This window comes from Hoeflea ulvae (genome assembly GCF_026619435.1).
Classification (GTDB): Bacteria; Pseudomonadota; Alphaproteobacteria; order Rhizobiales; family Rhizobiaceae; genus Hoeflea; species Hoeflea ulvae.
The window spans coordinates 2,945,900-2,963,768 of the sequence record NZ_JAOVZQ010000001.1 but is presented as its reverse complement, the minus strand read 5'-3'; the positions used below and the strand labels follow the sequence as shown (position 1 = coordinate 2,963,768).

20 protein-coding genes are annotated in these 17,869 nt (G+C 60.5%); 7 read left to right on the top strand and 13 right to left on the bottom strand.

Annotation, left to right across the window (positions count from 1 at the left end; genetic code table 11):
• Nucleotides 1-4: 4 nt before the first annotated feature.
• Complete coding sequence (locus tag OEG82_RS24225) at nt 5-418, bottom strand: phosphoribosyltransferase (RefSeq protein WP_324288955.1); 414 nt, start codon at nt 416-418, stop codon at nt 5-7.
• 11 nt (nt 419-429) lie between these two features.
• Here OEG82_RS24225 and OEG82_RS24220 point away from each other — a divergent pair, with 11 nt between their 5' ends.
• A complete protein-coding gene (locus tag OEG82_RS24220; protein WP_324288954.1) occupies nt 430-669 on the top strand; it encodes a hypothetical protein in 240 nt (79 codons plus the stop codon).
• Nucleotides 670-749: 80 nt separating this feature from the next.
• On the opposite strand, the gene OEG82_RS14090 is transcribed toward OEG82_RS24220, so the two are convergent.
• Nucleotides 750-1,184: a DUF3775 domain-containing protein gene (locus OEG82_RS14090; RefSeq protein WP_267613043.1), complete on the bottom strand. Its 435-nt coding sequence runs from the start codon at nt 1,182-1,184 to the stop codon at nt 750-752.
• Between the two features lie 233 nt (nt 1,185-1,417).
• Nucleotides 1,418-2,461 (bottom strand): L-idonate 5-dehydrogenase, encoded by a 1,044-nt coding sequence (locus tag OEG82_RS14085; RefSeq protein WP_267613042.1) that lies wholly within the window; start codon nt 2,459-2,461, stop codon nt 1,418-1,420.
• A 253-nt stretch (nt 2,462-2,714) separates the two neighbouring features.
• Here OEG82_RS14085 and OEG82_RS14080 point away from each other — a divergent pair, with 253 nt between their 5' ends.
• Nucleotides 2,715-3,467: an SDR family oxidoreductase gene (locus OEG82_RS14080; RefSeq protein WP_267613041.1), complete on the top strand. Its 753-nt coding sequence runs from the start codon at nt 2,715-2,717 to the stop codon at nt 3,465-3,467.
• Entirely contained in the window at nt 3,467-4,018 is a 552-nt protein-coding gene (locus tag OEG82_RS14075; RefSeq protein WP_267613040.1) for a gluconokinase, read from the top strand. The genes OEG82_RS14080 and OEG82_RS14075 overlap by 1 nt, the downstream gene beginning before the upstream one ends.
• Nucleotides 4,019-4,214: 196 nt before the next feature.
• Here OEG82_RS14075 and OEG82_RS14070 read toward each other — a convergent pair whose 3' ends face one another.
• Genes OEG82_RS14070 through OEG82_RS14060 form a run of 3 tightly spaced genes read right to left on the bottom strand, consistent with a single transcriptional unit; the run spans nt 4,215 to nt 6,987 of the window.
• Entirely contained in the window at nt 4,215-5,192 is a 978-nt protein-coding gene (locus OEG82_RS14070; protein ID WP_267613039.1) for a DctP family TRAP transporter solute-binding subunit, read from the bottom strand.
• A gap of 20 nt (nt 5,193-5,212) precedes the next feature.
• On the bottom strand, nt 5,213-6,493 hold the full coding sequence (locus OEG82_RS14065) for a TRAP transporter large permease subunit (RefSeq protein WP_267613038.1): 1,281 nt from the start codon (nt 6,491-6,493) through the stop codon (nt 5,213-5,215).
• Entirely contained in the window at nt 6,490-6,987 is a 498-nt protein-coding gene (locus OEG82_RS14060; protein ID WP_267613037.1) for a TRAP transporter small permease, read from the bottom strand. The genes OEG82_RS14065 and OEG82_RS14060 overlap by 4 nt, the downstream gene beginning before the upstream one ends.
• 115 nt (nt 6,988-7,102) lie before the next feature.
• On the opposite strand from OEG82_RS14060, the gene OEG82_RS14055 reads away from it, so the two are divergent.
• Nucleotides 7,103-8,119 carry a LacI family DNA-binding transcriptional regulator gene (locus OEG82_RS14055; protein WP_267613036.1) on the top strand — a complete coding sequence of 339 codons (1,017 nt, stop codon included), beginning with the start codon at nt 7,103-7,105 and terminating at the stop codon, nt 8,117-8,119.
• 33 nt (nt 8,120-8,152) lie between these two features.
• Here OEG82_RS14055 and OEG82_RS14050 read toward each other — a convergent pair whose 3' ends face one another.
• The 4 genes from OEG82_RS14050 to OEG82_RS14035 are packed head-to-tail and all read right to left on the bottom strand — an operon-like array spanning nt 8,153 to nt 11,360.
• Nucleotides 8,153-8,521 carry an NAD(P)-dependent oxidoreductase gene (locus OEG82_RS14050; RefSeq protein WP_267613035.1) on the bottom strand — a complete coding sequence of 123 codons (369 nt, stop codon included), beginning with the start codon at nt 8,519-8,521 and terminating at the stop codon, nt 8,153-8,155.
• The gene (locus OEG82_RS14045; RefSeq protein WP_267613034.1) at nt 8,458-9,096 is read right to left on the bottom strand and encodes an NAD(P)-dependent oxidoreductase; all 639 of its coding nucleotides are present in this window, start codon (nt 9,094-9,096) and stop codon (nt 8,458-8,460) included. Before OEG82_RS14045 ends, OEG82_RS14050 begins: the two co-directional genes overlap by 64 nt.
• Before the next feature lie 15 nt (nt 9,097-9,111).
• The gene (locus OEG82_RS14040; protein WP_267613033.1) at nt 9,112-10,329 is read right to left on the bottom strand and encodes an NAD(P)/FAD-dependent oxidoreductase; all 1,218 of its coding nucleotides are present in this window, start codon (nt 10,327-10,329) and stop codon (nt 9,112-9,114) included.
• On the bottom strand, nt 10,326-11,360 hold the full coding sequence (locus OEG82_RS14035) for a sterol desaturase family protein (RefSeq protein WP_267613032.1): 1,035 nt from the start codon (nt 11,358-11,360) through the stop codon (nt 10,326-10,328). Before OEG82_RS14035 ends, OEG82_RS14040 begins: the two co-directional genes overlap by 4 nt.
• 464 nt (nt 11,361-11,824) lie before the next feature.
• Here OEG82_RS14035 and OEG82_RS14030 point away from each other — a divergent pair, with 464 nt between their 5' ends.
• From OEG82_RS14030 to purU, 3 genes are all read left to right on the top strand, one after another.
• Nucleotides 11,825-12,562, top strand: coding sequence for an SDR family oxidoreductase (locus OEG82_RS14030; protein WP_267613031.1), 738 nt, complete (start codon nt 11,825-11,827; stop codon nt 12,560-12,562).
• A 12-nt stretch (nt 12,563-12,574) separates the two neighbouring features.
• Nucleotides 12,575-13,402 (top strand): 3-methyl-2-oxobutanoate hydroxymethyltransferase, encoded by an 828-nt coding sequence (locus OEG82_RS14025; protein ID WP_267613030.1) that lies wholly within the window; start codon nt 12,575-12,577, stop codon nt 13,400-13,402.
• 226 nt (nt 13,403-13,628) lie between these two features.
• Entirely contained in the window at nt 13,629-14,513 is an 885-nt protein-coding gene (gene purU / locus OEG82_RS14020; protein WP_267613029.1) for a formyltetrahydrofolate deformylase, read from the top strand.
• Between the two features lie 99 nt (nt 14,514-14,612).
• Here the strand turns inward: purU and OEG82_RS14015 are convergent, their stop codons facing one another.
• The 3 genes from OEG82_RS14015 to OEG82_RS14005 form a co-directional block, all read right to left on the bottom strand.
• Entirely contained in the window at nt 14,613-14,924 is a 312-nt protein-coding gene (locus OEG82_RS14015; RefSeq protein ID WP_267613028.1) for a MocE family 2Fe-2S type ferredoxin, read from the bottom strand.
• A 125-nt stretch (nt 14,925-15,049) separates the two neighbouring features.
• Nucleotides 15,050-15,775 (bottom strand): GntR family transcriptional regulator, encoded by a 726-nt coding sequence (locus OEG82_RS14010; protein ID WP_267613027.1) that lies wholly within the window; start codon nt 15,773-15,775, stop codon nt 15,050-15,052.
• A gap of 281 nt (nt 15,776-16,056) precedes the next feature.
• Nucleotides 16,057-17,406: a coiled-coil domain-containing protein gene (locus OEG82_RS14005; protein ID WP_267613026.1), complete on the bottom strand. Its 1,350-nt coding sequence runs from the start codon at nt 17,404-17,406 to the stop codon at nt 16,057-16,059.
• Nucleotides 17,407-17,869 lie beyond the last annotated feature (463 nt).

The window sequence follows — 17,869 nt, the reverse complement described above, 5'->3', positions numbered from 1 at the left end:
GGACTCAGTGCAGCCCGGACGCGGCATCAAGGGCTGCGATGACATCGCTGTCGGCAAGCTGCGGGAAGTGCTGGTAATGCAGGCTGACGGCGCCGCGATCGCCGAGCGGTTCCAGCACGATGACCTCATCGACACCGGATTGAAGCTCGTCCGCGATGCCTGCGGGTGCGACCGGCACGGCGACGACGATCCGTTGCGGCTTCATGGCTTGCAGGCCCTTGAGCGCGGCGCGCAGCGTGGCGCCGGTTGCAATCCCGTCATCGACGACAATGACCGTGCGTCCGGCAATCGCCAGGGCAGGGCGGCTTGCCGAATAGATCTTTCTGCGCCGTTCGATCTCGGCACATTCGCGCCGTGCTTCCGCAGCAAATCGCGTGTCCGAAACGCGCGCGTGGCAGATGACATCCTCGTTGCGCACCGTGACAGGGGGTGGCCATCGACAATCGCGCCCATGGCCACTTCGGGCTGGCCCGGCACCCCGATCTTGCGCACCAGCAACAGATCGAGAGGCGCCTCGAGAGTGCGTGCAATCGGCAACGCCACATCGACACCGCCGCGTGGCAGCGCCAGCACCACGACGTCCTTGCCACGATACTGCGAGAGCGCATGGGCGAGCCGGTTTCCGGCATCCCTGCGATCAACAAATGCCATTCCGGCCTCCCTGAGTGATGCGCAATGCATGTGGCAGGCCAACCTGCCGCGGCTGGCAGGCCGATAACCCGAGCCGTTCCCGTTGAGCGTTCTCCTGGCTAGAGACGGCCGGCCTCGAAATCCATGCAGGACATGTCGAACAGCGACAGTGCTTCCTCGAGATAGTCGGGCAGCAAGGGCATGCCAAGAACATAGCTGGCCGTATTGTCACTGTGGTCGCGTGCCGCTTCGGCGCGGATCTCGTCCCAGTCGGACATCTTGCCGTCGCCACGTCCCAGCCAGGCAAGGGCGACAAGATCGATCTGCTCATCGACATTGAGCGCGTCGATGAAGGCGGTCAGTTCCTCTACGACCGGATCATCGGGATTGTCTTCGAGAACCGAATACATCTGGTCATCTGAGGCATTTGACCCCGTATCCGGGATCGTCTGCAGGTCCTTGGCATCGAACTCGCGCGCCTTGACGACGATGAAGCAGACCTGCTCGGCCGCAATGGCAAGTTCCGGCAAGGGGGCAACTGGTTGTTTTGGCATTGGTTTCTCCCGACAGCTTTCCAGTCGACAGCCGGACCACCCGACCGGTCAATCTGGATCCTAGGGCCATAGATATGGACGGGCCTTGACCGGAATCAATGTTTCGGGCGCGGAACCTGGGGAAAATGGAGAAGGCGCCGGTGCATTACATCAGCGCGGCCATCGAAGCCGGACGGGCTGGTCATCGTCCGGAACGACGGGCTCTGCGGCATGAGCACGGCCCGCCGTTCTCGTTACGCCGAGACAGATCCGAAGTCGAGATGGACCTTGATCGCCTGGCTGCGGTCGGATGCGAGTTCGAAGGCTTGCTTGAAGTCGCCAAGCGGTTGGGTGTGCGTGATCAGCGGACGCACGTCGAGACGGCCCGACTGCATCATCGAAACGGCGGTGAAGAATTCCGCGTGAAACCGGAACGATCCCCTGAACAGGATTTCCTTGGCTGTCATGGCCTGGACCGGAAGCGTCATGTCGCCGCCGAGCCCCAGTTGAACCAGCGTCGCGCCCGGACGCAGGGCAGGGATTGCCGAAGCCACAACCGGCCCGACACCGGTGCATTCGAACAGGACGTCGAAATGGCCCTTGCCGCCGGTATAGCGTGAAAGCGCATCGGGATCCTTCGCCACGTCATGGGCGGTGTCGGCGCCGACCTTCTGCGCCACGCCGATGGTGAAGGGGGTAATGTCTGTTGCCACGATCTCCGCTGCGCCCGCGGCGCGCGCGACGATGACGGCGAGCAGGCCGATCGGCCCGCAGCCGGTAACCAGCACGCGTTTGCCGAGCAGATCGCCGGCCTGTTTGGCGGCATGAAGCACCACGGACAATGGTTCGGCCATGGCCGCTTCGCCTGCGGTCAAGCCGTCGGCTGGCGCGCATTTAATGGCATCGGCGACGAGCAATTCACGAAATCCGCCCTGGATATGCGGGAAAGGCATGGCCGAGCCGTAAAACCGCATGTTGAGGCAATGATTGTGCTTGCCCTCGAGACAATATTCGCAGGAAAGGCAGGGCCGCGACGGCGACACCGCGACGCGCTGTCCGATGACCAGATCGATGACGCCGTCTCCGAGCTGTTCGATGCGCCCGGCGATCTCGTGGCCGAGGATCATCGGCTCCTTCAGCCGCACTGCGCCGAAGCCGCCGTGATTGTAATAATGCAGATCCGATCCGCAGATGCCGCCGGCTTCCATGCGGATCAGGACCTGACCCGGGCCGGGTGCGGGGGCATCGCGCTCTTCGAGGCGAAGGTCTTTGGCGGCATGGGCTACAAGAGTTTTCATTCGATCCTCATTGGGGTTTGCAGGGCCAGGCAATCCGCCACCGGAAAGCACTGGCAAAAGGCGGGTCGCGAGATTGCCGCCGGGTCAAACAACGACATGACGATCATCCATGTCCGGGTCATTATCCGGCAAGAGACATCGTGACAGGATGAAAAACTCCCGCTGCAGGCTCTTGATCCGGCATAAGGTTATCGATAACCTGATAATCTCAACTTACATGCCCGTCAAGGCCACAGCACAGGATGCCGTCCCCATGTCTAATCTGTTTTCGCTCTCCGGTCGACGCGCCCTGATCACCGGATCCTCCCAGGGAATCGGTTTTGCCCTGGCGAAGGGTCTGATCGAGGCAGGGGCCGAGGTGGTGCTCAATGGACGCTCGCAGGATAAGCTCGATGCCGCCGCGGCTGAGCTCGGCGGCGTGCGCACGCTGGCCTTTGATGCGACCGATCATGACAGCGTGCGGGCAGCGGTCGATGGATTTGAAGCCGAGATCGGCGCCATCGACATTCTGGTCAACAATGCCGGCATGCAGCACCGTGCGCCGCTGGAGGATTTTCCAGCCGATGCCTTCGAGCAGTTGCTGCGCACCAATGTCAGCTCGGTGTTCAATGTCGGCCAGGCCGTCGCCCGGCACATGATCGGCCGTGGTGCGGGAAAGATCATCAACATCGCCTCGGTGCAGACCGCGCTGGCGCGCCCGGGAATCGCGCCCTACACCGCCACCAAGGGCGCGGTGGGCAACCTCACCAAGGGCATGGCGACCGACTGGGCCAGACACGGGCTGCAGTGCAACGCGATTGCGCCGGGCTATTTCGACACGCCGCTGAACGCCGCACTGGTGGCTGATCCGGAGTTTTCCTCCTGGCTTGAAAAGCGTACGCCGGCCGGACGCTGGGGCAATGTCGAAGAACTTGTCGGGGCCTGCATCTTCCTGTCCTCGGCAGCCTCGAGCTTCGTCAATGGCCATACGCTCTATGTGGATGGCGGCATCACGGCGTCTCTCTGATGCGCTGTTTCGTTCTGATGGGCGTGTCGGGATGCGGCAAGACCACCGTTGGTGAAGCCCTGTCGAAGACATTCGGCATGACCTTCATCGACGGTGATGCGCTGCATCCGCAAACCAATATCGAGAAGATGTCGCGCGGGCAGCCGCTCGATGACGCCGACCGGGCGCCGTGGCTGGTCGAGGTCGGCCGCAGGCTTGCCGCGGTTGAAGGTCCGGTGGTGATTGGTTGTTCGGCGCTGAAGCTGGCCTATCGCGACCTCATCCGGGCCCAGTTGACCGAATCGGTGCATTTTCTGCATCTGGATGCACCCAAAGAGGTTCTCGTCGCGCGTGTGGCCCACCGGCCGGGCCACTTCATGCCGGCCTCATTGCTCGACAGCCAGTTTGCCGACCTTGCGCCGTTGGCGGATCAGGAGCAGGGCAGGCGCATTGATATCTCGCTGCCGCTGGAGAATGTGCTGGCGCAGTGCGAAACCTATATCGGCGATTTGCACGCCAAGGCCGATCGTGTTGCCGCAGGCGCTGCAGGCGGTCTGTCGTATCAGTTCTGAAAGATCCGGGTGGTGTGCGGCTGAGCCGGGCGGTCAGGGCGAGCTGTTCGCGCCTGGTCGGCTGCAAGCCGTGCCTGCCGGGACGATCCGGCGGTCAGGCTGTTCCGGCTATCGGCCGGTCTGTCGATAATCGGTTGTTGTCGCGAATGTTTGGAGAGAGTGCCGGGCCGCGATGGCAGCCCGGCACATGTCTTGATTACTTCGACGCAGCCAGGATCTCGTTGATCAGCGTGTCGCCGTTTTCTTCGATGAAGCTGGTCCAGACCGGCTTGGCAGCTTCCTGGAAGGCTGCGCCATCGACGTCGCGGTTGACGACCATGCCTTCGCCTTCAAGGAACTTGATCTTTTCTTCCTCGGCAGCCTGGCTGGCGGTGCGCTGGAATGCCACCGCTTCAGCCGCTGCGGATTCGATGGTTGCCTGCTCTTCGGCGGTCAGGCCGTTGAACTTTTCGAGATTCATCGCAATCGTCAGCGCCGAATAGGCGTGCTGCGACAGGCTGAGATATTTCTGGACTTCGTAGAACTTGAACGCCTCGACAACCCAGATCGGGTGATCCTGGGCGTTGACAACACCGGTTTCGAGCGCGGTGTAGAGTTCTGCAACAGGGATCTGCTGCGGGTTGGCGTCAAGCGCCAGGAACAGGTCGTTGAGCGCCTTGGAGTTGTTGACGCGCATCACCAGACCGGAGAGATCGACCGGGGTGCGGATCGGTCCGCGGTTGTTGGTGATGTTGCGGTAGCCGTTTTCGGCAAAGCCCAGGCCCTTGATGCCGAATTCTTCGAGATTGGCCAGAACACCCTTGCCGGGTGCGCCGTCGAGAACTTTGTAGGCGGTTTCGCGGTTGGGGAACATGAAGGGCAGGGTGAACGCGCCGGCTTCGGGAACCATGCCGGTGAAGTTGTTCAGGCCGGACAATGTGAAGTCGAGGATGCCCGAGGTCACGCCGTCGATCATCTGGTCGTCTGTGCCAAGCTGACCATTGGGGAAGATGTCGATGACGACGGAACCGTCAGTGCCTGCTTTGACGGCTTCGGCAAAGCGCTCGATCATGACGTGGGACAGGTCGGTGTCGGGTGCCGGGTGGCCGAATTTCAGCCGGGTTTCGGCGGCGGCAGCAGTGGTTGCAAGCGCGAGCGCTGCGACCGACAGGATGGAAACAAGGTTCTTCTTCATAAGGGGTATTCTCCTCCAGGTTATCCGATGAAAATCTGCATCGGCACGATGATGATGCTCGGGAATATGACGAAGACCGCGAGCAACAAGATGTAGGCAATGACGAACGGCCAGACGCCGGCGATCGCCGATGTCATCGGCACGCGCGAGACGCCGCAGACAACATTGAGCACATTGCCGACGGGGGGCGTGATCAGGCCGATCGACGCGTTGATGATGAACATGACGCCAAAATAGACCGGGTCGATCCCGGCCTCCTTGATGACCGGCATGAACAGCGGCGCAAGGATCAGCACCGAGGGTCCGAGATCCATGACCATGCCGACCAGGAAGACAATCACCATGATTGTCGCCATCAGCATGCGGGGATTTTCGACGATCGGTCCCAGCAGCGTGACAAGCTGCTGCGGCAGTTGCGCAAGCGTGATCACCCAGGCCGCGACCATGGCGCATCCGACAAGGAACATGACCATGGCGGTTGAGCGCGCCGACACCACGAGGATGTGATAGAGCCCGATCCAGGTCACCTCGCGATAGACCAGCATGGAAATGGCGATGGCATAGACGGCAGCGACGACGGCGGCCTCGGTTGGCGTGAAGATGCCGAAGCGGATGCCGCCAATGATGATGACCGGCAGCAGCAGGGCAAAGAAGGCGCCGCGAAACGCGTCCCAGCGTTCGGCACGGCTGGCCGGTTCCTGCGTTTCCAGGTCTTCATTCCTGACCAGGAAGTTCCAGACCAGAACCAGCACGGCGCCCATCATCAGGCCCGGAACGATGCCGGCCATGAACAGCTTGGCGATCGAGATATTGCCGGCGACACCGATCAGGATCAGCGGCAGCGATGGCGGAATGACTGGCGCGATGATGCCGCCCGACGCCAGCAGTCCGGCAGACCGTCCGGCCGGATAATTGGCCTTGGCCATCATCGGAAACAGCATCGCCGAAAGCGCTGCTGCATCGGCGACGGCGGAGCCTGACAGGCCCGCCAGCAGCACCGAGGTGAAGATGACGACATATCCCAGGCCGCCCTTGCGGTGGCCGAGCAGTGCGGTGGCCAGACGGACAATCCGCTTGGCCAGGCCGCCCGAGGACATTACCTCGCCGGCGACCATGAAAAACGGGATGGCCAGGAGCGGAAAACTGTCAACGCCATTGATCATCGCCTGGGCGACGATGCCGGCGCTGAAAATATCCATGTGGATCATCAGCACCATCGCGCTCAGAAGCAGCGAGAAAGCGACCGGGATGCCGATCATGATGCCAAAGAGGAGAACCCCCAGAAAGATGGCGAGTGTCATGGTTGTTGCTCATCTTCCTTGAACAGGTTGGGAAAGAATATGTGCTTGAGCGCGATGAACATCATCAGAAAGCCTGCAATGCCGCCCGGGACATAGAGCAGGCCCTTGGGCAGGCCGGTCAGTTGCGACATGTTGTTCCAATTGGCCAGCGCCTGTTTGGTGGCGCCCCAGAACAGCAGGCTCACAGACAGCAGGATGACGGCCCAGGAGATTTTCTGAAGGACAGGAACCAGGCGGGGGAAGAGGCCCTCGGCGACATCGGAAATCGCCAGGTGCTCGCCCCGTCTGAGCACGACGACCGATCCGAGCATGACGATCCAGACGAAGCCCAGGCGCGACAGCTCGACGGACGGACGCAGGCCCGAGGAGAAGCCATAGCGCAGCACGACATTGGTGAAAACGAGACAGATCATCAGGCCCATCAACACCGCCATGACGATGTCGATGAAGCGCCAAAGCAGATTGAGCAGCCGTTTGACTGTTTGCAGCGCCATTGCAATTCCTCCTCCCGAGGACCATACTAAGGTTATCGATAACCTATTCGTGTTGCGAGCGCAATGCAAGCTGCTATAGCTTTGAACCGAGACATTTACGGGACTGAATCCACAGATGAGCAAACCGACGAAACGGTCCAATGTAACACTGGCGGAAGTCGCCGCGCGGGCGGGTGTGAGCCGTATGACGGTTTCCAAGGCGCTGCGTAACACCGGCAGCATTTCCGCCGACACCCGCGCCAAGATCCTCGGCGCCGTCGAAGAACTCGGTTACGTCAAGAACTCGCTCGCCGGGTCGCTGAGTTCGCAACGAAGCGAGATCATCGGCATCGTGATTCCGTCCGCATCCGACAGCGTTTTTGCCGAAGTCCTGAGCGGCACCAACAGCGTCATCAGGCCGAAGGGGCTGAGCACGCTGATCGGAGAAACCCTGTTCGATCCGCAGGTCGAATATGAAATCCTGTCGACCATCATGCAGATGCAGCCCGCCGGCCTGATCGTCAGCGGCGGGATGAACCGGCTCGACAAGACAAGGACGCTGCTCGAGCGGCGGCGCTGTCCGATGATCTCGATCTGGGATTCCGAGAGTCAGGTCGGCGACTGCACCGTCGGGCTTTCCCATCGCCTGGCCGGTCAGATGATGGCCGAGCATTTCCTGGCAAAGGGGTTTTCGAACATTGCCTATGTCGGATCCGAACTCGAGCTCGATGTCTGTGCGCGGCAGAGATTTGAGGGTTTTCGCGACACGCTTGCGGCTGCGGGTAGAAGCGTACGCACCGAAATTTCCGCCACTGCGCCACGGCAGACGCCGAGCGGACGGACACTGACCGAAACGCTTCTGGCGAAATGGCCCGACACCGACGCCATCCAGTATCTCAATGATGCCATGGCGATCGGCGGTCTGTCCTGGCTCTATGACAACTCGATCGATGTTCCCGGACAGGTGGCGGCTGCCGGCTTCAACGGCACCGCAACCTTGCAGACCATCCGCACCCGGCTGACCACGATCAACGCGCCCCGCCGTTTCATCGGCGAGGCGGCGGCAGGCGCCTTGCTGAACCTGATCGAAGACAGCGGCGAGCCGAAAAGCTACAATGTCGAGCTCGACTTCATCCAGGGAAACACCACCTAGCCCCGTTCATTTTCGAACGGAAGATGGACGTCTCTAGTTGACCGGTGTGACCAGCGGCTCTCCGGCAAAATAGGCCGCCGGATTGGCGCGCTGCAATTGACCCATCGTCTTGCGGGTTTCCACCGTGCCCGAGGACTGGTGCGGCTGCACAAGTACATTGTCGAGCGCGAGAAAGCGCGGATCGATGTTGGGCTCGTTGAGAAACACATCAAGGGCCGCCGCCCCGAGTGCGCCGCTTTCGAGTGCGGTCAGCAGGGCTGCTTCATCGACATTGGTGCCGCGCGAGGTGTTGACCAGAAGTCCGTTGGGCCCGAGCGCCTCAATGACCTGGCGGTTGATCAAGCCGGAGGTCGCAGGACCGCCGGAGAGGCAGACAACCAGGATTTCGACGGCGTTTGCCATGTCCACCAGATCGTCATGCCGGGTCCAGCCGGGCGTGTCCCGGGGGAGAGTTCGTAATAATGCAGTTCGACCTTGAAGGGTTGAAGCCGCTCGGCAATCGCCTGGCCGACGCGGCCAAGACCGACGACGCCGACCTTCTTTCCAGACACCTTGGTTTGCAGCGCGTAGGGGCCATTGGCGGCCCAGTTGCCGGATCGGATCCACTCTGATGCCCCCAGCATGCCGCGCGACTGGGCAATGATCATGCCGACCGACAGATCGGCGACATCATCGGTCAAGACATCCGGCGTGTTGGTGACCTTGATGCCTTTGGCACTCGCATGGGCAACATCGATGGTGTCGTAACCGACGCCATAATTGGCAATGAGGCCGAGATTGGGCAGGGCATCGATGATGTCCGGCCCGAGTCTGGAATGGCCGCGAAAGGCAATCGCGGTGATCTGCGGCGTCACATCGGCCGGCAGGTCTGCAATTTTGCCGCTGGCCGGCATCCGGACGACGGTGTAGCCGGCCTGCATCGGCTCGACGTCCCAGTCATCATAGGTCTCGAAAGTCAGCAAATAGGGTTTGGTCATCAAGATACCTGTTGGTCAGCGTTGCAAAAGTGATTTCAGCGCAATCTGCGGATCGCCAAGGCTGGCGCCGTCGACTCGCGCGCCGGCCTCGATCAGCTTGGATGAAAAGCGGATGTCCTTGGCGATTTTTGCGCCCGGCGCGATCCCGCAGGCACAGGCCAGCGTGCCGTCCGGATTGCAGCTGAAACTGACATGGTGGTCGGCTGCGTAGGAACGCGAGATGATCCCGGCCTCGGGTGCCGCAAGACCCGCAACCTGCAACACATGGTCATATTGATTGGACCAGAACCACGGCACCGAACCGAATGCCTCCGGCGCATCGCCTGCCATGTTGCGCCCGGCAAGCGCGCCCTGATCGCCGGCGGTCTGCCAGGATTCAAGCCGTGTCATGCGGCTGGTGTCGCCATAGAGCGGAAACGAGCAGCAGTCGCCTGCGGCAAAGATGTTCGGATCACTGGTGCGCAGATGCGCATCGACAACAATGCCATTGTCGACCGTCAAACCGGCGCTCTGGGCCAGCGCCGTGTCGGGAATCGACCCCACGCCGGCAATCAGAAGATCGGCGCTGAGTTCGGAGCCATTTTCCAACACAACAGTGTTGGCAGTGATATGGGAAACCTGTGCACCGAAATGAAATTGGACGCCGTTTCCCACATGCAGATCCTGGACGATGCACGCCACTTCCGGGGTAATCGCCCGCGAGAGCAGGCGCGGCTCCATCTCAAGCACATCGACAGCGATATCCATAGCGCGGAGACTGGCGGCCAGTTCCAGCCCGATAAAGCCGCCGCCGATGATGATCGCGGAGCTTGCCGAATCTGCTGCGGCCCGAAGGGCTGCAGCGTCGGCCATATCGCGCAGATAGTGGACCGGCGCACCAGCCGCGACAGCGGGATCGAGCCGGCGGGCGCGGGCGCCCGTGGCCAGAAGCAATTTGTCATAGGCGATTGTCCGGCCATCCTCGAGCGTCACGACACGCTCTTCCGCATTGACCGCGGTGACCATGCCGGGGATCCGTACGATCTCGGCTGCCGCCAACTGCTCGGCAGACACAATCGGCCGCGGGGCCGGGTCACCGGACCATTTGGACAGCGGCGGCCGCTCATAAGGCTCGTCCACGCCTTCGCCTGCGATCATGGTGATCGCGCCGGCATGTCCGGCTTCGCGTGCTGACAGAGCCGCCCGGACGGCCGTATGGCCGGCGCCGATGATCACGAGTGACAGCGCGGTCATTGGCCTTCGGCCTTTGCCTGCTGGGTCTTGACCCGTTCGATATGCACCTGCCGGAAATGCGCGTCGGCCTCCGGCGTGCCGTCGTGAAGGCTGCCGAACCACTTGTCCAGGGGCATGTTGCTCTCGCCGAAATTCACATTGTGAAAGCGGTGATGCAGATAATGCATGTAGCGATCGGTCTGCAGCGCCATCTCGTCGCCAAAGACAATCTCGTCAAAGCCGGAGTGGCTGACGGCGGGCCCGAGGCCTGTCTGGAAGGCGTTAAACATCATGTGCAGCGGATGCGACGGCACCACGACATGGATCAGGATGCAGCTGAAATAGAGCAGGTGCTCGATCGGGTGCATCGCCATGCCCGACCAGGGGCCGACATTGACGTTCTTGTGGTGCAGGTAGTGCACATAGTCATAGAGCGGCTTCCAGTGGATCAGCCGGTGAATCCAGTAAAAATGGAAATTGCGCCAGAACGGCACCAGCAGCATGGCCAGCACAAACCAGACCGGGTTGGACTGGAAGCTGATGAAGGGCAGCATGTCATTGGCATAGGCCCACCACATGCCGCATTCATAGGCGCTCCAGAACAACACGCCGGAATAGGACCAGAACACATTGTCCCAGACCTGATCGCTGAACAGGAAGGTCGGATTGTTCTTCGACATCCAGCTGCCGTTGTATTTTTTCTTGCGGCCCTGCATCTGGTACTTGATGAACCAGAGATGGAAGGCCCCGTTCCACAGCGTGATGATGACGATGTTGCGGATGGTGATCTCGGCGACCCAGCGCCAGTCCCAGCTCTGCATCACCGCAAATTCCGGAGTGAAATAGGCATAGGAGACGCCGATCACCGCCATGTAGATTGCAAACCAGGGATAGAGCATGCCGGGAAAGCCGAACATCCAGCGCAGCAGCGCCTTGATCTCCCAGGGCCTGTCGAACAGCGGTTCGAGTGAGACCTTGCGCCCGGACCGCCATTCGCCGCGACGGTCGCGGACCTGTCCGTGCTCGTCAATAGTGGTTTTGGGTTTGGCCACGGGGGTCTCCTGAGGTTGGGGATTCTGCTGGCGCCAAAATAGCGGTTCGCAAAACCGAGTCAATAACTTTCGAAACTTTGTCTATTAATCGAATATGTGGAATTAAATCGAAAATTCTTGTGTTCGATACATTTTGCGGTAAGGTCGCGTCAAACCAGCTCAAGAGCTTCGCCGGACATGACGAACCAGACCTTACTACCCAGCAAAGCCCTCCGCCGTGGTTCGATCCGGGCAAAGGCTCGTCGGCTTCCGATTGCTGCCGTGGCTGAGATTTCCCGAACCGGTTATGGCCGGAAAAGCTCCACGCGCGCCTCGCGATATTTACAATGGGGCACTCAACCGCGATCCTGCCGGCAGATCTGCGGCGATCGACCGTCGCATGAACCTGTTTCGCTCGGGTAATATTTTACCTCAGACAAATCAACCAAAACACTGAAACAACTATCTATTTGGGAGAGAAAAAGATGACGAAAATTGCATTGGTCACCGGCGGTGGCTCCGGAATCGGACGCGCCTGCGCAATCACGCTGTCGCAGAACGGCTACCACGTGATTGTCACCGGGCGGCGCCTTGACGCGCTGGAAGAGACCGTCGGCCTGATGTCGGGCGGCTCTGCCATTGCCTGCGACATCACCAGCCCCGAAGATGTTGACCGGCTCTACCAGAAGGTCGAGGCCGATCACGGACGGCTGGATGTGCTGTTCAACAATGCCGGCAACAACGTGGCCGCGGCCCCCATCGGCGATATCCCGCCCGAGGATTTCCTCAAGGTGATCAATGTCAATCTGTATGGCGCGTTTCTGGCCGCCCGTGGCGCCTTCAACCTGATGCGCAAGCAGGATCCGAAGGGTGGCCGCATCATCAACAATGGCTCGATTTCGGCCTCCGTTCCACGTCCCGGCTCGACGCCCTACACCTCTTCCAAACATGCCATCACCGGCTTGACACGGACCATTTCGCTTGACGGCCGGCCCTATGACATTGCCTGCGGCCAGATCGACATCGGCAATGCCGCCTCGGAGATGACCGCGAAAATGGGAGGCGGGGTGCCGCAGGCCGATCTCTCGATCAAGCCCGAGCCGGTGATGGATGTTCAGCATGTCGCGGATTCGCTTCTGCACATGGCGAGCCTGCCGCTGTCGGCCAATGTCCAGTTCATGACCGTCATGGCCACCAAGATGCCCTATATCGGCCGCGGCTGAAGGATCAGACCATTGAAGAATATCTACACGTTCGCGGCCCAGCCCGCGCAGCGCACGGTGACGATTGCCTGCATGCGCGAGGCCAAGGCCGCCGGCCGGAAACTGATCCAGACGACCGCCAACACCGCCGAGGAAGCCCGGGCCGTCGAGGCAGCCGGCATCGACATGATGGTGTGTGACGCCGCCAACGCCCATATCGTGCGTGCGGCGAATGCCACCACCTTCTGCACCGCTGCGGTGAAGATGACGGAGTTCCCCACCTACAAGGACATCCTGCGCGAATCCTTCCGGCTGCTGCATCTGGGCATTGATGCCATCATCACGCCGCGCAGCTTCAAGGTTGTCGAAAAACTCGCGCGCGAAGGCATCCCGGTCATGGGGCATCTGGGTCTCGTGCCGCGCAAGAGCGTCGCAATTGGCGGCCTGCGGGCGGTAGGCAAGACTGCGGCCGAAAGCCTCGAGTTGTACCGCGATTACAAGCGCCTGGAGGATGCGGGTGCGTTTTCCGCCGAATCGGAAGTCATTGCGGCTCCGGCCATGGCCGAGATCGCTAAGCGCACCAGCCTGATCTGCGTGTCGCTCGGCTCGGGAAGCGGCGGCGACGTCTCGTTCCTGTTCATGAATGACCTGTGTGGCGAGACCCGCAGCGCACCGCGTCATGCCCGGGCTTTCGGCGCCCTGGCCGACATGCATGACGCCGTGCACGCCGCACGCATCGATGCGCTCAACGCCTTCAAGGCTGCGTCGCTGGAAGGCAGCTTTCCGGCGAAGTTCGAAACCACCGGCATGAAGCCTGAAGAGCTCGACATCTTGCTGAACGAACTCGCAAAAATCGGCTGAACGACGCCTCTGGAGACGGCGTTGCGGTTTGGTGCTTCCACCGCAACGCCGGCTTCAACGTTTGGCAGATGCGGATCGCCTGACGCTCCCGTCTGCGCGGCTGTCGAACCCGCTTCACGCCCCGCGACCCGCTGCCGGGCCGCAATCATCATCCCATCGCAAAAAGCTCGCCCTGTTTGCCGGGGCGGCTCCTCTCGTCAGGCAAGCCCAATCAGGAAAACCCGAAATGATCAAACTCGCCCTCACTGTCTCCTGTGTCTCCCGGATCGGAATCGTCGCCGCGATTTCGACCTTTCTGGCCTCGAATGGCTGCAACATCACCGACAGCGCCCAGTTCGATGACACCAACACCGGAAAATTCTTCATCCGGATCAGCTTCACCGCTCCCGAGGGCACCGATGTTGCGTCCCTGGAAACCCAGTTCTCAGAGATCGTAGCCAGATTCGGAATGAGCTGGGCGTTTCACGACGAGGCGGCGAAGATGAAGATCATCATCATGGTCTCACGCTTCGGCCATTGCCTGAACGACATCTTGTACCGGTACCGCATCGGCGCGTTGCCGATCGAGATCGTCGCGGTCATCTCCAACCACACCGACTACCAAGGCGTGGTCGAAAGCCACGGTATCCCGTTTCACCACATCAATGTGACGCCGGAGAACAAGCCGCAGGCCGAGGCGCAGATCCTCAAAGTGGTCAGCGACACCGAGGCGGAACTGATCGTGCTGGCCCGCTACATGCAGATCCTGAGTGACGAGATGTGCCGGAAAATGTCGGGCCGGATCATCAATATCCACCATTCCTTCCTGCCCGGCTTCAAGGGCGCCAATCCCTACAAACAGGCCTATGTGCGCGGCGTGAAGCTGATCGGCGCCACCGCCCATTATGTCACCGCCGATCTCGACGAGGGTCCGATCATCGAACAGGACATCATCCGCGTCACCCATGCGCAAAGTGCCGCCGACTATGTTGCGCTCGGGCGCGATGTCGAGGCGCAAGTCTTTGCGCGCGCCATCCACGCTCATATTCACCACCGGGTGTTTTTGAACGGCAACAAGACCGTGGTGTTCCCGGCCAGCCCCGGCGGCTATGCATCCGACCGTATGGGCTAGGCAGCATCCCGGCAAAGACGACCATTGTGAGTGCATACAGCAAGGCCCGCCGGGATGACTGGCGGGCCTTGCCGTTGATCCCGGTTTAAGGCTCGGGCGTCAGATCAGGATGAACACGTCGCTGTCTGCGACCTCGACCGGATAGGTCTTGAGCGCAATGCAGACCGGGGCGACGGTGGGGTCGCCGGTGCGGTAATCGAACGCGCCGAAATGGAGCGGGCATTCGATTTCGAACTCGTCGACGATGCCTTCCGCCAGATGCGCCTTCTCATGGGTGCAATAGCCGTCAGTGGCGTAAAACGACCCGTCCGGGCCGTGATAGATCGCAAAGGTTCGATCCGCATGGTCGAAGCGATAGACATCTTCCTCTTCGACATCCTTGGTCGAACAAACTCGCACACGCTGTGTCATCTGGTTTCCTCCCATTGGGTTATGACTGGAGAGCGCGGTCGCAAAACCGGCGTTCTGATCAGCACTGATTTGGTGTGATGGTGTCTGGCGCCAGAAAATCTGCTGCCGCCGCTGGGCCCTAGAAGTCAGTCATCGACTGAATCCTGCCTGAAACGAGCAAGACGCTCGATCTTGGATGATTGGATCGGTTCGGCGTTGCGGTTGCCGTCTGCGTAAAGTGTCAGATGTGCTTTCAAGGCCGCGACCAGCGCCGGGGCATCGCGGCTGATGGCGGCATTGTAGATCGCGGCATGTTCTTCGAGATTGGTTTCACTGTCGAAGCCGAAACGGCCGATCTGCGACACCGCATACATGCGGAAGGTGTCATAGACGGTGCGGTAGTTCTGCATCAGCAGCGACGAGCCGCAGGCCTCGAGCAGGATCCTGTGAAAATCCGAATCCTGCTGCGACCAGCGTTCGAGAAAGGGCGTCAGGTCATCGGAACCGGCCATCTGCTGTTCAAGGTAGCGGAGCTGATGATAGGCGGAGTTGAGCCGCATTTCCCAGTCGAAATCACCGCGGCTGACGGCAAGTTCCGCCGCTTCGCATTCCAGGATGAGCCGCAGATGGGCCGCCTCGCGGAATGTCTGCTCATTGTGCTCGACGACGCTGAAACCCTGATGCTTGACGGCGGTGACAAAACCTTCGCCCGACAGCCGCAACAGCGCTTCGCGCACCGCGGCCGTGGTGCAGCCCAAAGGTTCCTTGAGATGCTGCGGCTTGAGCTTTTCGCCCGAGACCCAACGGCCGGAAATCAGCCCGGCGCGGAGCTGCGCATAGACCATATCATCCATGTCAGGCTGCATACTCATAGCCGATATCCACGCCGGTTTCAGTTCCCACTGACAAAGCATAGTTCAGTTTTTTTACAAAGCAATATGTTTTCGAAAGATTCTAAATGTTTCGAAACAATTTTGTCGCTGGTTTGGGAGTGTGGATCCAAAGCGCCGCGACGGGTATCGCTCTGGCAGGCATTTCGTGACGGTCCGGTGTCTGATGGCAGGGGAAAGTGGCGGCCCCACCCGCCATAATAGGTCAGGCGGGGTCAGGGAGGAACGCGGCAGGACGTGCGGCTATCACCCGTCGAAACAGATCAGGTGCGGGTGATGCTCACAACCGTGCCGCCGGACTCCGGCGTCGTTTCAGCGGCCTGGTCGGCGTCGCGGTGGGTGAATCGATAGTCGGTCAGCTCGGAACGCATCCGCTCGTTCTCGTCGGTCAGGGTCTCGATGGAACCGCGCAATTCAGCGATCACGGTCTCGAATTCCAGGCGATCATTTTCCAACAATGCGGTCGAGGATTTGCTGGCCTGGTCGAGCTTGCCGTTTTCCTCATTGGCAACTTCGAGCTGGATTTCGATCCTGCGGCGTTTTTCCACCTCGCTTGTCAGCCTGGTGCGGAGTTCGCTGCTCATCTCGGCACTGGACATCAATTGCCGGCGAAGATCGGCGACATCTTCCTTGGCCGCGGTGATGGTCGCGCCCAGTTGCACGATGTCATAGTCGCGCTGGTTCTTCTCGCGTCGAATGGCGTTGAGCATCTGCGATTCAGACTGATAGCGGACCCGCGATTCCTCCAGCAGCCGCTCGATGACCCGGTAACGCCCGCGGGCGGCCTCTAGCTGGCTCTCGTTCTGCGCCTTGGCGTCTTCACGGTCCTTGATCAGCTGTTCATTGTCGGTGCGAAGCGAATTGGAAACACTGGTCTCGCGTTTCAGCTTTGCCGTCAGCGCGGCAATCTGCTCACGAAGTCCGGCGATGGTGGCGTCCCGCGCCGAGAGGTCCTTGGTGGTCTCGTTGACCCGGTCGGAGAGATTTTGCTTGCCGGAGGCCAGGTTGTTGTTGACCTCCAGCAGCTTGGCCAGTTGCTCCTTGAGCCTGGTCTGTTCGCTTTTGTATTCAGAGGCGGTCTTGTCCGCAATCTCCTTCTGCTCCTGGTGCTTTTCCAGTTGCGCCAGAAGGGTGTCCTTGGTGATTTTCAGCTCCCGAACCATCGGCTCGAGACGGCCCAGCCGGGAATTGAGATCGGCATTGGTGAGGTGCAGCTCGGACAGCGCGCTTTCCTGCTCGATGGATTTTTGCCGCAGGGCGGAATGGGCCGATTTTTCGCGCTGGAAACTGTAGTCGAGCCGCTCGAAATCGGCCTTGAGGGTGGAGTATTCGGAATTGCGGATATTGTTCTTGTTCTGCTCTTCCTTATAGAGCTCCTCGAAGAGGAAATAGCGCTCTCGGGACTCCTTCAGTCTGGTGTTGAGACTGGCGACATTGGGAACAAGTTTGCCGAACAGTTCCGGCACCCTGACGATCGCGCCAAGCGCCTCCTCGAACTCGGCAACTTGCTGGGCGACTTTCGGATCGCCGACGGTTGCGGGTCCCGCGGCCACCACGGCAGCCTGTCCCGGTTTGCGTGCCAGGCGCAAATTTTCGGAAATTGTCTTGAACATATGTATCCCCCCTACATACCGATCACTGCTGCCATACGCGATCAAGTAAGCAGACCTGTTCATGAGGTTCTGATTCCTGCGGGATCGGAACTGAACGTCCCGCTAGGGCAAACTGTACGGTTGTACAGTTGCAAATCTGCGCCTTGACGGGATGATGCTGGCGACTCGGCAGTAAAACTGGTGCGTCCGGTTGCACTACGCCGATAGCGGCAACACCGCTGGCGGATGGAAACTTGACCCTGGGTCGCTGCCCCTGTCGGCCTTCGAACCGCAAAAAAACGCCGGATCTGTCCATTTTTTCCATGGCATCTGTTGATTGTCCGGTCAGGTGCGTTGCGCGCAATCGGTATAACGCCCGCCAGCCACGCCGGAGCGATGGGTCGGATTAGGCCGGTGCATGGTCCATTCGGTTTGCGATGGTCCGCCAGATCAACAGGACGTAAAAGCTTGATCGAGGATTCCG

Coding starts and splice junctions, on each gene's coding strand:
- OEG82_RS14045 (WP_267613034.1), bottom strand. CDS start 9,096: ATGACCAAACCCTATTTGCTGACTTTCGAGACCTATGATGACTGGGAC.
- OEG82_RS14090 (WP_267613043.1), bottom strand. CDS start 1,184: ATGCCAAAACAACCAGTTGCCCCCTTGCCGGAACTTGCCATTGCGGCC.
- purU (WP_267613029.1), top strand. CDS start 13,629: ATGATCAAACTCGCCCTCACTGTCTCCTGTGTCTCCCGGATCGGAATC.
- OEG82_RS14065 (WP_267613038.1), bottom strand. CDS start 6,493: ATGACACTCGCCATCTTTCTGGGGGTTCTCCTCTTTGGCATCATGATC.
- OEG82_RS14010 (WP_267613027.1), bottom strand. CDS start 15,775: ATGAGTATGCAGCCTGACATGGATGATATGGTCTATGCGCAGCTCCGC.
- OEG82_RS14075 (WP_267613040.1), top strand. CDS start 3,467: ATGCGCTGTTTCGTTCTGATGGGCGTGTCGGGATGCGGCAAGACCACC.
- OEG82_RS14060 (WP_267613037.1), bottom strand. CDS start 6,987: ATGGCGCTGCAAACAGTCAAACGGCTGCTCAATCTGCTTTGGCGCTTC.
- OEG82_RS14030 (WP_267613031.1), top strand. CDS start 11,825: ATGACGAAAATTGCATTGGTCACCGGCGGTGGCTCCGGAATCGGACGC.
- OEG82_RS14050 (WP_267613035.1), bottom strand. CDS start 8,521: ATGGCAAACGCCGTCGAAATCCTGGTTGTCTGCCTCTCCGGCGGTCCT.
- OEG82_RS14015 (WP_267613028.1), bottom strand. CDS start 14,924: ATGACACAGCGTGTGCGAGTTTGTTCGACCAAGGATGTCGAAGAGGAA.
- OEG82_RS14005 (WP_267613026.1), bottom strand. CDS start 17,406: ATGTTCAAGACAATTTCCGAAAATTTGCGCCTGGCACGCAAACCGGGA.
- OEG82_RS14085 (WP_267613042.1), bottom strand. CDS start 2,461: ATGAAAACTCTTGTAGCCCATGCCGCCAAAGACCTTCGCCTCGAAGAG.
- OEG82_RS14055 (WP_267613036.1), top strand. CDS start 7,103: ATGAGCAAACCGACGAAACGGTCCAATGTAACACTGGCGGAAGTCGCC.
- OEG82_RS14080 (WP_267613041.1), top strand. CDS start 2,715: ATGTCTAATCTGTTTTCGCTCTCCGGTCGACGCGCCCTGATCACCGGA.
- OEG82_RS14040 (WP_267613033.1), bottom strand. CDS start 10,329: ATGACCGCGCTGTCACTCGTGATCATCGGCGCCGGCCATACGGCCGTC.
- OEG82_RS14070 (WP_267613039.1), bottom strand. CDS start 5,192: ATGAAGAAGAACCTTGTTTCCATCCTGTCGGTCGCAGCGCTCGCGCTT.